At 61.2% G+C, this 14,838-nt stretch carries 17 protein-coding genes; 9 read left to right on the top strand and 8 right to left on the bottom strand.

The genetic code is table 11. The features are described from left to right. The first annotated feature begins 73 nt into the window (after positions 1-73). From RA29_RS06480 to RA29_RS06470, 3 genes are all read left to right on the top strand, one after another. Positions 74-517 (top strand): MaoC family dehydratase, encoded by a 444-nt coding sequence (locus RA29_RS06480; protein WP_039684214.1) that lies wholly within the window; start codon positions 74-76, stop codon positions 515-517. Between the two features lie 123 nt (positions 518-640). Beyond that, positions 641-1,573, top strand: coding sequence for a bifunctional riboflavin kinase/FAD synthetase (locus RA29_RS06475; RefSeq protein ID WP_039684212.1), 933 nt, complete (start codon positions 641-643; stop codon positions 1,571-1,573). Further along, the gene (locus RA29_RS06470; RefSeq protein ID WP_039684210.1) at positions 1,570-2,040 is read left to right on the top strand and encodes a YcgN family cysteine cluster protein; all 471 of its coding nucleotides are present in this window, start codon (positions 1,570-1,572) and stop codon (positions 2,038-2,040) included. Before RA29_RS06475 ends, RA29_RS06470 begins: the two co-directional genes overlap by 4 nt. 262 nt (positions 2,041-2,302) lie before the next feature. Here the strand turns inward: RA29_RS06470 and RA29_RS06465 are convergent, their stop codons facing one another. Continuing rightward, positions 2,303-3,076: an FkbM family methyltransferase gene (locus tag RA29_RS06465; protein WP_039684208.1), complete on the bottom strand. Its 774-nt coding sequence runs from the start codon at positions 3,074-3,076 to the stop codon at positions 2,303-2,305. 139 nt (positions 3,077-3,215) lie between these two features. Next, positions 3,216-3,815 carry a 2-hydroxychromene-2-carboxylate isomerase gene (locus RA29_RS06460; protein WP_039684205.1) on the bottom strand — a complete coding sequence of 200 codons (600 nt, stop codon included), beginning with the start codon at positions 3,813-3,815 and terminating at the stop codon, positions 3,216-3,218. A 105-nt stretch (positions 3,816-3,920) separates the two neighbouring features. On the opposite strand from RA29_RS06460, the gene RA29_RS06455 reads away from it, so the two are divergent. From RA29_RS06455 to RA29_RS06430, 6 genes are all read left to right on the top strand, one after another. Next, positions 3,921-4,940 carry a ribose-phosphate pyrophosphokinase gene (locus RA29_RS06455; RefSeq protein ID WP_039684203.1) on the top strand — a complete coding sequence of 340 codons (1,020 nt, stop codon included), beginning with the start codon at positions 3,921-3,923 and terminating at the stop codon, positions 4,938-4,940. A 52-nt stretch (positions 4,941-4,992) separates the two neighbouring features. Further along, positions 4,993-5,898, top strand: coding sequence for a bestrophin family ion channel (locus tag RA29_RS06450; protein WP_039684201.1), 906 nt, complete (start codon positions 4,993-4,995; stop codon positions 5,896-5,898). 93 nt (positions 5,899-5,991) lie between these two features. Continuing rightward, the gene (locus RA29_RS06445; RefSeq protein ID WP_039684199.1) at positions 5,992-6,807 is read left to right on the top strand and encodes an ABC transporter substrate-binding protein; all 816 of its coding nucleotides are present in this window, start codon (positions 5,992-5,994) and stop codon (positions 6,805-6,807) included. A 10-nt stretch (positions 6,808-6,817) separates the two neighbouring features. Further along, a complete protein-coding gene (locus RA29_RS06440; RefSeq protein ID WP_039684197.1) occupies positions 6,818-7,627 on the top strand; it encodes an amino acid ABC transporter permease in 810 nt (269 codons plus the stop codon). Next, a complete protein-coding gene (locus tag RA29_RS06435; RefSeq protein ID WP_039684195.1) occupies positions 7,614-8,342 on the top strand; it encodes an amino acid ABC transporter ATP-binding protein in 729 nt (242 codons plus the stop codon). Before RA29_RS06440 ends, RA29_RS06435 begins: the two co-directional genes overlap by 14 nt. Before the next feature lie 117 nt (positions 8,343-8,459). Next, positions 8,460-9,296: a Stf0 family sulfotransferase gene (locus RA29_RS06430; RefSeq protein ID WP_039684193.1), complete on the top strand. Its 837-nt coding sequence runs from the start codon at positions 8,460-8,462 to the stop codon at positions 9,294-9,296. 57 nt (positions 9,297-9,353) lie between these two features. Here RA29_RS06430 and RA29_RS06425 read toward each other — a convergent pair whose 3' ends face one another. From RA29_RS06425 to RA29_RS06400, 6 genes are all read right to left on the bottom strand, one after another. After that, complete coding sequence (locus RA29_RS06425) at positions 9,354-9,704, bottom strand: H-type lectin domain-containing protein (RefSeq protein ID WP_039684192.1); 351 nt, start codon at positions 9,702-9,704, stop codon at positions 9,354-9,356. A gap of 115 nt (positions 9,705-9,819) precedes the next feature. Then, the gene (locus RA29_RS06420; RefSeq protein ID WP_039684190.1) at positions 9,820-10,245 is read right to left on the bottom strand and encodes a F0F1 ATP synthase subunit epsilon; all 426 of its coding nucleotides are present in this window, start codon (positions 10,243-10,245) and stop codon (positions 9,820-9,822) included. 92 nt (positions 10,246-10,337) lie between these two features. Next, positions 10,338-11,762 (bottom strand): F0F1 ATP synthase subunit beta, encoded by a 1,425-nt coding sequence (gene atpD, locus RA29_RS06415; RefSeq protein WP_039684187.1) that lies wholly within the window; start codon positions 11,760-11,762, stop codon positions 10,338-10,340. 20 nt (positions 11,763-11,782) lie between these two features. Then, a complete protein-coding gene (locus RA29_RS06410) occupies positions 11,783-12,655 on the bottom strand; it encodes a F0F1 ATP synthase subunit gamma (RefSeq protein ID WP_039684185.1) in 873 nt (290 codons plus the stop codon). A 12-nt stretch (positions 12,656-12,667) separates the two neighbouring features. Continuing rightward, positions 12,668-14,209, bottom strand: a complete 1,542-nt coding sequence (gene atpA / locus RA29_RS06405) for a F0F1 ATP synthase subunit alpha (protein WP_039684183.1) — start codon at positions 14,207-14,209, stop codon at positions 12,668-12,670. After that, positions 14,210-14,770, bottom strand: coding sequence for a F0F1 ATP synthase subunit delta (locus RA29_RS06400; protein ID WP_039684521.1), 561 nt, complete (start codon positions 14,768-14,770; stop codon positions 14,210-14,212). Between the last annotated feature and the right edge of the window lie 68 nt (positions 14,771-14,838).

Here is a 14,838-nt window from a genome sequence, read left to right as displayed (position 1 = left end):
TTTTCTGCGCGCGCAAAGTAATTAGATTGCGCAAAGGCCGGGCAAGCGGTCATATAGTTACCGGAGCTGATCCATGTTGGACAATCTGCCACGCGGCACGATCTGCATCGAAGACATCGAAATGGGCATGTCCCGTCACCTGCGCAAAGTGGTGACGGACGAGGATATCGAGATGTTCGCCCAGATCTCCACCGACCGGAACCCGGTTCATCTGGACGATGACTATGCGCGGGACACCATCTTTCAGGGGCGCATTGCGCATGGGATGCTGACCGCCGGTCTGATCTCGGCCGTGATTGGTGAGCAGCTGCCGGGGCACGGCACGGTCTATATGGGGCAATCGTTAAAATTCCTTGCACCCGTGCGTCCGGGCGACATGGTCTATGCCGAGGTGAAGGTGATCGACATCGACTTTGCCAAGCGCCGGGTGAAGCTGGATTGCCATTGCGCAGTGGACGGCAAGAAGGTGTTGATCGGGGAAGCGACTGTGCTGGCGCCGTCGCGAAAGTTCGACTAACACTTTATAATTACTGACGGGTTCAGGGGCGCTGCCCCTCGGCCTGCGGCCTCACCCCGTGGTATTTTCAGTCAGAAGAAACGGGCATCTTGCCCTTGTTTGGTCGCTTGGCTAGGCAGGGGTATGAAGATTATTCGGGATTATCAGTTCGTTGAGGCGGGCGACCGCGGGGCGAGCGTGGCCATCGGCAACTTTGATGGTGTGCATCTAGGGCATCGGTCTGTCATTGAACTGGCGCAGACAGCGGCACCCGATGCGCCGCTGGGTGTGCTGACGTTTGAGCCGCATCCGCGGGAGTATTTTGCGCCCGACGCCCCCCCGTTTCGACTGATGAGCCAGGCCGCGCGTGCGAGCCGGTTGGAGAAGATGGGTCTGCGCTATCTCTTTGAATTGCCTTTTCATTCCGGGCTTGCGCGCCTTGATCCGGAAGAGTTTGCGCGTGACGTACTCTGCGACGGGCTGGGGCTGAGCCACGTGGTTGTCGGGGCTGATTTCTGCTTTGGGCGGAAGCGGGCCGGGACGGCGGAGCATCTGGTGCGATATGGGGCGGAGATGGGCTTTGGCGTAACCATTGCGCCGCTTCTGGAACACGCGGAAAATACGGTTTCCTCCACGGCCATTCGCGAGGCGCTTAGCGACGGGCGGCCACGAGATGCTGCGGAGATGCTGGGGCATTGGCACAGGATAGAGGGTCCTGTGATCGGTGGGGAGCAGCGGGGGCGGACCCTGGGATACCCCACAGCGAACATGTCGATTGATGGGCTGCACCCCCCTGCGTTCGGCGTTTATGCGGTGCTGTTTGACGTGCTGGAGGGGCCGCATAAGGGGGCGTATCACGGGGTGGCATCGCTGGGGGTGCGGCCGATGTTTGGGGAAAACAAACCCAACCTTGAGACGTATGTCTTTGATTTTTCTGGTGATTTATATGGTGCGCCAGTGTCTGTCGCGCTTGTTGCGCATCTGCGCGGCGAGGAGAAGTTTGATGGGCTTGAGGCGCTGATCACGCAGATGGATGCGGACAGTGCGCAGGCGCGCGAAATCCTGGCCGACCTATGAGCGACCCGATTGATCGGAACGGGCTAAGCCCCCGTTTTTGGAAGAAAAAATCCATCGACAAGCTGACCCGCAAAGAGTGGGAAGCGCTGTGTGATGGGTGCGGAAAATGCTGTCTGAACAAGCTGGAAGACGAGGAGTCGGGTGAGGTTGCGCTGACGCGGGTGGCGTGTCGGCTGCTGGATGACGAGACGTGCCGGTGCGGGCAGTACGATATTCGCCATCAGTTTGTGCCGGATTGCATCGTTTTGAAGCCGTCCAACATCGCGGAACACCTGTACTGGATTCCGGAGACGTGCGCCTATCGCCTTGTTTATGAAGGAAAACCCCTGTTCGACTGGCACCCCCTGATTTCGGGTACGGCGGAGAGTGTGCATGCGGCGGGTGTGTCCATGCGGGGGCGGACGGTGAGTGAATTTGATGTGGCGGACGAGGATTGGGAAGACCACATCATTGAGGAGCCCACCTGAGCACCGTGCGCACCGTTAACCGGGGGTTTGTGCGTCAGAACCTCGACCGCTTGCGTTGAATTTGGGCGAAAACTGCGAAGTTTCGGGCTGAAACTGCGTGTTTTCAGGCAGCCGTTTTGGGCCGGTTTCGGGGTGGTTTTCGGAAACTGCATATTTTGGTGCCGAAACTGCGCGTTTTGACAAGATCACGGCACATCACGGGCTGGAAAGGTTAATGCGTGGCGATTCTGCGCGAATTCGTCGCCCTGCCCGGCGGGCCGCATCAATGCGCCGCGCGGGGCAGAAAAATGGCGTTGCGTTCGATCATGCCCGCGATCACGTAGTCGGCGTCCGGGCACATCTCGGCCAGCAGGGCGCCGATCCGCCGCCGCTTGGCCGGGCGATCTGCTTCGACGATGACGTAGGGCTTGGACGCGCGGATGACATTTGCGGCGCCGGTCAGGGCCTTGGCCTCGTGCCCTTCGAGATCAAGCTGGATCAGGGTGACGGGCCGAGCGCTGTCGACAAGAGCATCGATGGTGCGCACGGGGGCTTCGATGGTCTTTCCCTCGGCGCTGTCTGCCACGATCCGGGACCGGCCCGCCATGGCGCGGCCATCGGCCTTGGACACTTGCAGGTGGACGGTGCCTGCGTCATCGCCGATGGCGCAGGGGAACAGCGACACAGTCTCGATCCGGTTGAGGAACAGCGTGTGCAACGCCGCGTCGCATGAGATGGGGTTGGGTTCAAAGCTGTAGGCCCGCGCACGCGGTGCAAGCGACTGGCTGAGTGCGGGCAGGAAGTCCCCGACAAAGGCGCCGCCTGTGATCACGTCGCCGCCGCCCCGCAGAAGGCGGCCCATAAATTTCAGGGTGTCGGGTTCATACACACTCCCCTGCGCCAGCGTGCGCGGCACTTCGCGGGGCATGTAAGTTTCGGGCAGGCAGTAGAACCCGTATTCATTGGCCACGATCTGGTGATCGAAGGGCACCTGGTCCAAAGGCTGGGCCGGAGCCAGCATATCAATGGTGTCATGTGCCGTTTTGATAAGCTGCATGCGCGGGCCCCCTGTGCGTGTCCAACGTCCGGGTGGCCTGAGCGGCCACGGCTGGAATACTGCGTAGCGGTGCCACGCAATATTCCCGCACAGGTTGCATCTATTCAAGATGCCGCGCAATGGCTTTTGTGTTGGGCGCTTACAATTTGCCGCTCAGATGCAGGTCGAGATCATCGAGCTTGTCCTGGCCCCAGAACCGCTGGTCGCCATCAACGATGTAGAAGGGTGCGCCGAAGACGCCCTTGTCCACCGCTTCTTCGAGATTGGCGGCGTAGGTGTCGGCACCTGAAAGCAGGCCGCTGTCCGCAAGTGCAGGGTCGAACCCGGCTTCCGTCAGGCAGGATTTGATCACGTCGTCCTGGGCGATGTCCTTGTCTTCGGCCCAGACGGCGCGGAGCAACGCGTGCACCAGCGTGCCCAGATCACCGCCACCCGCGTTTTGGGCTGCGATGATCGCGTAGGAGGATGGGGCGGCGTTGGTCGGCCAATGGGCGGGTTTCAGCTTGAACGGCATGTCGTATTTCTTGGCCTGCCGGACGAGTTCCTGCGCCCGGTATTCGACGCGGTTGATGTGCCGGTCCTTGGGTGGGGTGCCGCCCGTGCGCCCGAAAAGTGCAATCACATCAAGCGGTTTGTAGGTGATCGAGCATCCGTGTTTTTCGGCGAGCGCCTCGAACCGTTTCCCGGCCAGGTAGGTGTAAGGGGACAACGTTGCGAAATAATAGTCGATGTGGGGCATTTTCGTCCTCGGTCGTGGGGTCTGCTGTTTCGCGGGACGGTACCCCCGTGTTAAGCGGAGTCAACATCACGAATCTGTCACAATCGTGCTGCGCGGGGATACGACATGCCGACCATTCAAGAGCCCAAGCTGATCTCGGGCAATGCCAATCTGCCATTGGCAAATGCAATTGCGCGGCGCATGTCGCTGCATCGCGGCGTCAATGTGGGGCTGGTGGATGCCCGTGTTGAGCGTTTCAACGACGGTGAGATTTTCGTTGAGGTGTTCGAGAATGTGCGTGGTGAGGATATGTTTATTATCCAGCCGACCTCGAATCCGGCCAACGACAACCTGATGGAACTCTTGATCATGTGTGATGCGCTGCGCCGGTCGAGTGCTGCCCGCATCACCGCCGTGATCCCGTATTTTGGCTATGCGCGGCAGGATCGCCGGTCCAAGGCCCGGACGCCGATTTCGTCGAAGCTGGTGGCCAATATGCTGGTCGGTGCGGGGATCGAGCGGGTGCTGACCATGGACCTGCATGCCGCACAGATCCAGGGCTTCTTCGATATTCCGGTGGACAACCTTTATGCCTCGCCCGTGTTTGCGCTGGATCTGAAGACCCAGTTTGCGGGCAACATGGATGACGTGATGATCGTGTCGCCTGACGTGGGCGGTGTGGCCCGTGCCCGTGATCTGGCCAAGCGCATCAATGCGCCGCTGTCGATCGTGGACAAGCGGCGTGAGAAGGCCGGTGAAGTGGCCGAGATGACTGTGATCGGGGACGTGACCGGCAAGACCTGTATCATTGTCGATGACATCTGTGACACGGCTGGCACGCTGTGCAAGGCGGCTGAGGTGTTGATGGAGAACGGGGCGAAAGAGGTGCACTCCTACATCACCCATGGTGTTCTTTCTGGCCCTGCTGTGGACCGCGTGACGAAGTCGGTGATGAAGTCGCTGGTGATCACCGACAGCATTCAGCCGACCGAGGCGGTGAAGGCTGCGCCTAACATTCGGATTGTGCCGACCGCCCCCGTGTTTGCGCAGGCGATCCTGAACATCTGGCATGGCACATCCGTGTCGTCGCTGTTCGAGGCGGAGACGCTGAGCCCGATCTATGACGGGATGTACGCAGCGGAGTGATCCACTTCCTAACCGGCGTGTGCCGCTGCACATGATGTGACGGGGACATGGCATGATCGTCAAAGACCAACCGTCCTCCCTGCATCTGTTTTACGAGATGCAGGGTTCAATCGTGCCGAGGATCGCAGGCAAGATACTTGCCGTTGCCTGCCTCTCCCTGATTGTCGTTTTCGTGGATGCGTATCTACTTGCCCTGCCGCGCATCTCGGTGCCGGCCATGGGGATTTTTGGTGTGGCGCTGTCGCTGTTTCTGGGGTTTCGCAACAACGCGGCCTATGACCGCTGGTGGGAGGCGCGAATCCTTTGGGGCACGATGCTCGCCGATGTCCGCAGTCTCGGGCGGGATGCGATGTTGTTTATCCGCGACGCTGACGAGCGGCGGGCGTTGATGAACCACGCGGTGGCTAGTGTGCATTTGCATCGTGGCGACTTGAGAGGTGTGAACGCGGGCGAAGATGCTGCGAAATGGGTCGGAGCGGACATCGCGCAGGCTTTGGCGCAGCATCATCGGCCCGCGGACGCAGCACTGCGCGGCGCGACCGCGCATCTGGCTGCGCTGGCGGATCAGGGCAAGCTGTCCGGCTTTGGTCAGATGACGCTGGCGAACCGATTGGCATCGCTTACGCTGTCACAGGCGGGGTGTGAACGCATCGCAAACACGCCGCTGCCCTTTGTCTATTCGCTGCTCGTGCGTCGGACGACCTATCTTTATTGCTGGTTGCTGCCCTTCGCCCTTCTGGATGCGGCCGACATTTTTGCCCCGATCTTTGCGGCTGTCGTGGCTTATGTCTTCTTTGGGTTGCAGGCCGTCACGAACGAGTTGGAGATGCCATTTCGGAACGTCGAAAACGGCTTGCCGCTGGATGCGATTTGCCGCGCCATCGAAAGTGCCGCCGCCGAGGCGATGGGCGATGAGGCCCCGCCGCCCGTGACCGCAATTGATCATATATTAACCTAACGACAGCGTTGCGTGGTCTACGGGCTACAGCCGCCTCTGGACAGCCCTGCCCCCTTGCCTGAATATCGCCGCAAAATGATGGGGAGATTTCACATGAAGACCATTCTGACCGCTGCCGTGCTGAGCGCTGTGGCCACCGGCGCCTTTGCCGCGGACCATTGTGCCGCCGGAAAGACCCTGACCGACGGAACGCTGACCATCGCGACGGGCAACCCGGCCTATTACCCTTGGGTTCTGAACGACGCGCCGGAGGCGGGTGAGGGGTTTGAGGCTGCAGTGGCCTATGCCTTGGCCAAGGAGATGGGGTTTGGCGCTGATCAGGTGACGTGGGTGCGCACCTCGTTCGATGAGGCGATCCAGCCCGGGGTCAAGAATTTCGATCTGAACATGCAGCAATACTCGATCACCGAAGAGCGTGACAAGGTCGTGGACTTTTCGGCCCCCTACTACACCGCGCCACAGGCTGTGCTGACGACGCAGGCCATTGTCGATGGCGGTGCAACCGGCACGATGGAGAGCCTGAAGGGGCTGAAATGGGGCGTTGTCGCCTCGACCACCGCGCTGCCTGTGGTGATGGAGCAGATTGAGCCTGATGCGAGCCCGCTGGTCTATGATGACAACACCAACGTCACTGCCGCGTTGCAGGCGGGGCAGATTGATGCCGCCCTGTTCGACTTGCCTACGGCGCTTTACCTGTCCGCGGTGGTTGTCGAAGGCGGCGCGATCCTGGGGCAGTTTGATCCGGCGGCGGCGGAGAACCCGGATCAGTTCGGGATGTTGATGCCTGAGGGGTCGGCACTGAAAGCCTGTGTGGACGAGGCGCTGGCTGCCATGACCGACAGCGGCAAGCTGGCTGAGATCGAGGCGCAGTGGCTGCAGGAAGCCACCGGGGTTCCGCTGATCCAGTGACAGATCAACTATGACACGGCGCGCCGCCTATGAGGCCCAGCAAAAACGCCGGGCAAACATGATTGCCGGGGTCAGCACAATGATCGTGCTGGCCCTTGTCATTGTGCTGGTCCCGCTTGCGCCGGGGTGGGAGGCGGTGCGCGCCTCGTTCTTCAATGGTGAGGTGTTTGTGCGGGTCTTTCCGGACCTGTTGCGCGCGTTCATGCTGGATGTGGCGATATTCGCATGGTCGGTGCCGATGATCTTTGCCCTGGGCCTTGCCATCGCGCTGGCCCGTGGCAATGCGAACCCGGCCCTGTTTCCCCTGCGCATCTTCGGCGCTGTCTATGTGGACCTGTTTCGGGGCATTCCGGTGGTCCTGCTGGTCTATCTGGTGGGCTTCGGCATTCCGGGGCTTGGGCTGCCGCGTCCCTGGAACTCGCCCTATATCTGGGGCACTGTGGCGCTGGTGCTAACCTATTCGGCCTATGTGGCCGAGGTGCTGCGATCCGGGATCGAGAGCATCCATGCGAGCCAGCGCAATGCCGCCATCTGTCTGGGCCTGAGCGAGCGGGACACGATGCGCTATGTGATCCTGCCCCAAGCAATCCGGCGCGTGGTGCCTGCGAATATGAACATGCTGGTGGCGTTGCAGAAGGACGTGGCGCTCTTGTCCTTTATCGGGCCGGTTGAGATCTTGCGGCAGGCGGGGATTTTCAAATCGCTGCTGGCGAATTTCACGCCTTATGTGGCGGCGGCGGTCATCTTTCTGTGTGTGACCGTGCCCGCGACCCGCTATGCCGATTACCTGCTGAACAAGGACCGTGATGCCAGATCCTAGGCTGTCGCTGCGCGGCGTGACCAAGAGCTTTGACGACGTGCAGGTGCTGCGCGGGATCGACATGGACATCGCACCGGGCGAGATGGTGTGCCTGATCGGGGCGTCGGGCTCCGGCAAGTCGACGCTGCTGCGCTGTATGAACGGGCTGGAGCCTGTCGATGATGGCGAAGTGCTGCTGGACGGGGTGGACATTGCCGAGCCGGGGTTTGATCTGGGGCCCATACGGCAGCGGATCGGGATCGTGTTCCAGAGCTTCAACCTGTTTCCGCATATGACCGCATATGACAACGTGGCCCTCGCCCCCCGCCGGGTGCTGGGTGAGGAGGCGCGGGAGCGGATCGAGGCGCTGTTTGCCCGGTTCGGGCTGGCCGATCACATGAGGAAGTACCCGGACCAGTTGTCGGGCGGGCAACAACAACGGGTGGCCGTGATCCGGGCGCTGGCGATGCGGCCCCAGACGATGCTGCTGGACGAGATCACCTCGGCCCTTGATCCGGAGTTGGTGGGTGAGGTGCTGGACGTGCTGCGCCGGTTGCGGGACGACGGGATGACGATGGTGCTGGCCACGCACGAGATGTCCTTTGCCCGTGAGGTCGCGGATCGGGTGGTGTTCATGGATCAGGGTGTTGTGGCCGAGGAAGGCACGCCGGAACGCATATTCTCTGACCCGCAGCGCGCCCGGACGCAGCAGTTTTTGCGCAGCGTTGCGCGGTGAACGGCCACGGGCGGCTGCCATTCGGGCGGGGATCCGGCGTTTCATTGCGCCCTTTGAAACACCGGTTGAAGGCTGCAGGTGGGCCGTCTAACTCTACGCGCGAAACAGAGTTTCTGAATGTTGCTTGAACGTCTTTTATTGTCCCGACCGACCTATGGATGGGACGATCCGTTCACCACCACGGTTCCGATGCAGAACCATTTCAGAGATGTCAAAAGCTGGCCCGCGGCGGAGTTCAGATATGCCATTCTGTTCACGCCGCGCAGCGGATCATCGTTCTTGACCGACCTGATCCAGAGCACGGGACTGCTGGGGGACGCCGGAGAGACGTTCAATCCGCCAATCACCTGGGATGTGGCCGGGGCCATGGGCTGCACTTCCCTTGAGGATTACGTGGACAGCCTGGTCCGCGCGCGCAACACGTCGGGGGTGTTCAGCACCGAGGTGACGTGGACCCATGTCGATTTCCTGTTCCGCGATCCGCAGCAGTTTGTCGATCTGGTACAGCCCGAAAGCTATGTGTGGCTGAAGCGCGAGGATTATGTCGCGCAGGCCGTGTCGATTATGAGCATGAGCCAGACGGGCGTGTCCCACACCGCCAACGCCAGCAAGGATGACATTGCCCGGGCCCGGTCCATGGTTCGGTACAACCCGGTTCAGCTTCGCGGGTTGGTGAAGCGCACCTTGTGGATGGAGATGGAAACCGAGCGTTTCTTTCGTGATTTCGGCATTGAGCCGCTGCGCCTGACCTATGAGCAGATCACGGGGATGGCGCCTTCGGAGGTGTTGCGCATGTTGAGCGATCATCTGGAATATGATGTGCCGATCGCGCACATGCCCCAGAGCGATCACAAGAAGCTGTCGGGGTCAAAGAGCGCGGAGTTTGCCGACCGCTTTCGGGCGGAAAACAAGTGGCTGATCCGGGGTCTGGACCGCATTCGCGCATCATTCTGATCGGACTGCCGGTGCCCTGCCCTCACCGGCTGTTCTGAGCCGTCATCTCAGGTCGCGTCAGTACAATTCCCAGTCATCGACCTGACGCAATTCACCCATGGCCATCCACGCCGCCCGGACCCGCGCCACCCGCGTGTCGCCCCAGGTGCGAAAGACCAGATCAAACCCGTCCGCCGTGATCGTTTCGGCCGCGATGTCGGCGCGCAGGGGCATGTTCGTGTCCACGTCCCACATGGAGATCGAGACGTGAACAGACGGCTCCGTCCGGAATGGTTCGGAAAAGGCGATGCGGCGGCGGCGTTCGCGTTGGCCCCGGCCGGTCCACATTTCTCCGCCGTCTTCGAAGTCGGAAAACAGGACCGTATCGCCTTGATCAATCCCTATCAGGTGGTTGCGCAGTCGTTTCATTGGGTCGTTCTTTTGAGTGTCACAATGTCGTAACACGTCAGCGTGGCATTTTAAGGCTAAAAAAGTAAAAAGGCCCCGCGAAGTGCGAGGCCTTTGTCCATTCGTTGCCGAAGGATCAGAGGTTGGGCTGTTTTGTGCTGAACCCAATCTGGCCGCCGATGGCGACCATGTCGGCCAGCAGCTTGGCTGCTTCGTCAACACGACCCGGTTCGTTTTCGGCGTTGTCCTTGGCGCGAGTGTAAGTTTCCTGCGCCTCGTCAAACAGGGCGTCCATCTGGTCCTGGGTCATGTCAACCGTCGCGACGGCCTGCTCGGCCAGCACTGACACGCCAGCAGCACCGATCTCGGCAAAGCCGCCGGTGACCACGTATTCGTGGGTGTCGCTGCCCGCCTCAACCTTGAGCACGCCGGGGCGCAGGGTCGTGATCGTGGGCGCGTGGTCGGCCATCACGGTCATGTCGCCATCGGCACCGGGGATTTGCACAGCTGTGGCGTCCATGGACGCGAGGCTGCGCTCGGGCGATACCAAATCAAATTGCATCGTCTTCTCCTGTGATGGGCGGTGGGGTGAAACCCCACCCTACGCCCGGAGTTCGTTCGGAGATGTAGGGCGGGTTGAAACCCGCCTTACGATTAGGCTGCGTCGGCGGCCATCTTCTCGGCTTTGGCTTTCACCTCGTCGATGCCGCCCACCATGTAGAAGGCGCCCTCGGGCAGGTGGTCGTATTCGCCGGCCACAACCGCCTTGAACGAGGCAATCGTGTCTTCCAGCGGGACCTGCACACCGTCGGAGCCGGTGAACACCTTGGCCACGTCGAAGGGCTGCGACAGGAAGCGCTGGATCTTGCGGGCGCGGGCCACGGTCAGCTTGTCCTCTTCCGACAGTTCGTCCATCCCGAGGATGGCGATGATGTCCTGAAGCGACTTGTAGCGCTGCAGGATCTGCTGGACGTCGGAGGCCACCTTGTAGTGCTCTTCACCCACGATCTGCGGGTCCATCAGGCGCGAGGAGCTGTCGAGCGGGTCCACGGCGGGGTAGATACCCAGCTCGGAGATCGCACGGGACAGAACGGTTGTCGCGTCCAAGTGAGCAAAGGTGGTTGCAGGCGCGGGGTCGGTAAGGTCGTCCGCAGGCACGTACACGGCCTGGATCGAGGTGATCGAGCCTGACTTGGTGGAGGTGATCCGTTCCTGCATCGCACCCATGTCGGTGGCCAGCGTCGGCTGGTAGCCCACAGCCGAGGGGATACGGCCGAGCAGAGCCGACACCTCGGAGCCCGCTTGGGTAAAGCGGAAGATGTTGTCCACGAAGAACAGAACGTCGGTGCCGGAGGCGTCACGGAACTGTTCTGCCAGCGTCAGACCGGTCAGGGCCACACGGGCACGCGCACCCGGAGGCTCGTTCATCTGGCCGTAGACCAGGGCCACTTGGCTTTCTTCCAGGTTGTCAGGCTTGATCACGTTCGACTCGATCATCTCGTGATAGAGGTCGTTGCCCTCACGGGTCCGTTCACCCACACCGGCGAACACGGAATAGCCCGAGTGTACTTTCGCGATGTTGTTGATCAGTTCCATGATCAGAACGGTCTTGCCCACGCCGGCACCGCCGAAGAGGCCGATCTTACCGCCCTTGGCGTAAGGGGCCAGCAGGTCCACAACCTTGATCCCGGTCACCAGGATTTCGGATTCGGTCGACTGTTCGGCAAATTCAGGTGCCGGCTGGTGGATCGCACGCTTTTCATCGGCGTCGACCGCGCCACCTTCGTCCACGGGCTCGCCCACGACGTTCAGGATACGGCCAAGGGTCTTGGGCCCCACGGGCACCATGATCGGGCCACCGGTGTCGGACACGTCCTGACCGCGCACCAGACCTTCGGAGCTGTCCATCGCGATGGTGCGGACGGTGTTTTCACCGAGATGTTGCGCGACCTCAAGCACCAGCTTGTTGCCGTTGTTATCGGTTTCCAGAGCGTTCAGAATCTCTGGCAGGTGGTCATCGAACTGCACGTCGACGACGGCCCCGATGACTTGTGTTACTTTACCTTTAGCGTTTGCCATTATCTCGTCTCCGGGTGTCTTTAGAGCGCTTCCGCGCCCGAAATGATTTCAATCAGCTCGTTCGTGATCACGGCCTGACGCGAGCGGTTGAATTCGATGGTCAGCTTGTCGATCATCTCGCCCGCGTTGCGGGTCGCGTTGTCCATGGCGCTCATCCGGGCGCCCTGTTCAGAGGCGCCGTTTTCCAGAAGGCCAGAGAAGATCGCCGTGGCCACGCCGCGCGGCAGAAGGTCGGCCAGAATGGCCTCTTCGTCCGGCTCGTAGTCGTAGAGCGTATCGGCTGCTTCGAAATCCTCGGGGATTGCGAAGGGGATGATCTGTTGTGCTGTCGGGATTTGCGTCACGACGTTCTGGAACTTCGAGTAGAAGATCGTCGCCACGTCGAACTCGCCCGCGTCAAAGCGGCCCAGCACGTCCTTGGCCACGCCCTGCGCATCGGCGTAGGACATCCGCTTGACCTCGGTCATGTCGACGTGACCGACGAAGTGGTCCTCGTAGTCGCGTTTCAGCTGGTCGCGGCCCTTCTTGCCGACCGTCAGGATTTTGACCGTCTTGCCAGCGGCGATCAGTTCCGCCGCCTTGGCCTTGGCCAGCTTGGCGATGTTGGTGTTGAACCCACCGCAGAGACCGCGTTCGGCTGTCATCACCACCAGAAGGTGGGTCTGGTCCGAGCCTGTGCCCGACAACAGCTTCGGCGCGGTTTCAGAGCCCGCCGCAGAGGATGCCAGCCCTGCCATCACGGCATTGAACCGTTCGGCATAGGGGCGCGACATCTCGGCCGCTTCCTGTGCCCGCCGCAGTTTCGCGGCGGCCACCATCTGCATGGCCTTGGTGATCTTCCGCGTGGATTTCACGCTTTCGATCCTGTTTTTCAGGTCCTTGAGATTTGGCATTGCCCGATCTCCTTATGCGAAGGTCGAAGCGAACTCGTCGAGGACCGCCTTCATCTTGTCGACATTCTCGCCGCCCTTGAACTTGGGATCTTCGTCGGCGATCCACTTCAGGAAGTCGGCTTTCTGCGAGCGCAGGAAGGCCAGAAGGCCCGTTTCAAACTTGCCCACTTCGCTGACGTCGATGTTGTCGAGGTAGCCGTTGGTGCCCGCAAAGATCACGCAGACGATTTCCGCGTTGGTCAGCGGCGCGTATTGCGCTTGCTTCATCAGTTCCGTCAGGCGTGCGCCACGGTTCAGAAGCTGCTGGGTGGCCGCATCGAGGTCGGAGCCAAACTGGGCGAAGGCCGCCATTTCGCGGTACTGGGCCAGCGACAGTTTCACCGGACCCGCAACCGACGACATCGCGTCCGTTTGCGCCGAGGAGCCCACGCGGGACACCGACAGACCGGTGTTCACGGCGGGGCGGATGCCCTGGTAGAAGAGTTCCGTTTCAAGGAAGATCTGGCCGTCGGTGATCGAGATCACGTTGGTCGGGATAAAGGCCGACACGTCGCCGCCCTGGGTTTCGATGATCGGCAGGGCCGTCAGCGAACCTGCGCCGTTGTCTTCGTTCAGCTTGGCCGAACGTTCCAGCAGGCGCGAGTGGAGGTAGAACACGTCGCCAGGGTAGGCTTCGCGGCCCGGCGGGCGACGCAGCAGGAGCGACATCTGACGGTAGGACACGGCCTGTTTGGACAGGTCATCATAGATGATCAGCGCGTGGCGGCCGTTGTCGCGGAAGTATTCCGCCATTGCGGTCGCGGCGTAGGGTGCCAGAAACTGCATGGGCGCCGGGTCGGACGCGGTGGCTGCCACGACGATCGAGTAGTCGATCGCACCGGATTCTTCGAGCTTCTTCACCAGCTGCGCCACGGTGGACCGCTTTTGGCCGACGGCGACGTAGATGCAGTAGAGCTTTTTGCTCTCATCATCGCCGGCTGCGTCGTTGTAGGATTTCTGGTTCAGGATCGCGTCAAGCGCCACGGCGGTTTTGCCGGTCTGACGGTCGCCGATGATCAGTTCGCGCTGACCGCGGCCAATCGGGATCATCGCGTCCACGGCCTTGAGACCGGTCGCCATCGGCTCGTGCACCGATTTACGTGGGATGATGCCGGGCGCTTTGACGTCAGCCACGCGACGCTCGGACGCCTTGATCGGGCCCTTGCCGTCGAGCGGGTTGCCCAGACCGTCCACAACGCGGCCCAAGAGTTCGTCACCGGCGGGCACGTCCACGATGGAGTTGGTGCGCTTGACGGTGTCACCTTCTTTAATGTCGCGGTCGGAGCCGAAGATCACGACGCCGACGTTGTCGTTTTCGAGGTTCAGGGCCATGCCCTGAATGCCGCCGGGGAATTCAACCATCTCACCGGCTTGTACGTTGTCGAGGCCGTAGACGCGGGCGATCCCGTCGCCCACCGACAAAACGCGGCCCACTTCGGCCACTTCTGCTTCCTGACCAAAGTTCTTGATCTGGTCTTTCAGGATCGCAGAAATTTCTGCTGCTTGGATACCCATTTATCCGACCTCTTTCATTGCATTCTGGAGTGAAGCGAGCTTGGAGCGGATCGACGTGTCGATCATCTTCGAGCCCACTTTAACGATCAAACCGCCGATGAGGCTTTCATCGACGGAGGCATTGATGGTGACGTCCTTGCCCATGCGGGCCTTGAGCGTCTTGGCGAGTTTTTCGCTTTGCGTCTTGGTCAGCGCCTTGGCCGAGGTGACGTCGGCGGTCAGCTCGCCCTTGTCTTCGGCAATCACGTCGCGCAGCGCCTGCACCAGTTGCGGCAGCACAAACAGGCGGCGCTTTTCGGCCATGAGTGCCAGCGTGTTGGCCATCAGGTCCGTCAGCTTGGCTTTCTTGGCGATCGCGGTGATGGCGGCGGCCTGCTCTTCCCGGCTGTAGACGGGCGAGTGGATCAGGGCATTGAAGTCGCCGCTGTCGGCCATGGCGGCTGTCAGGGTATCAATGTCGCCTTCGAGGGATTTTACGGCTTTGCCATCCTTGGCAAGTTCGTAGACAGCAGTGGCATAGCGCGCGGCGATGCCTGTGGAGATCGAAGCTGGTTCGGACACGTCCACCCTTTCGATGTCTTGGCCCGGTTTGCTGCACACGGATGCGTGGCCCGGGGTGTTGGACCGCC

Origin of the sequence: Tateyamaria sp. ANG-S1 (assembly GCF_000814025.1) — a bacterium.
Classification (GTDB): domain Bacteria; phylum Pseudomonadota; class Alphaproteobacteria; order Rhodobacterales; family Rhodobacteraceae; genus Tateyamaria.
The sequence above is the reverse complement of the archived record's forward strand: the minus strand, read 5'-3'. Positions and strand labels throughout refer to the sequence as shown.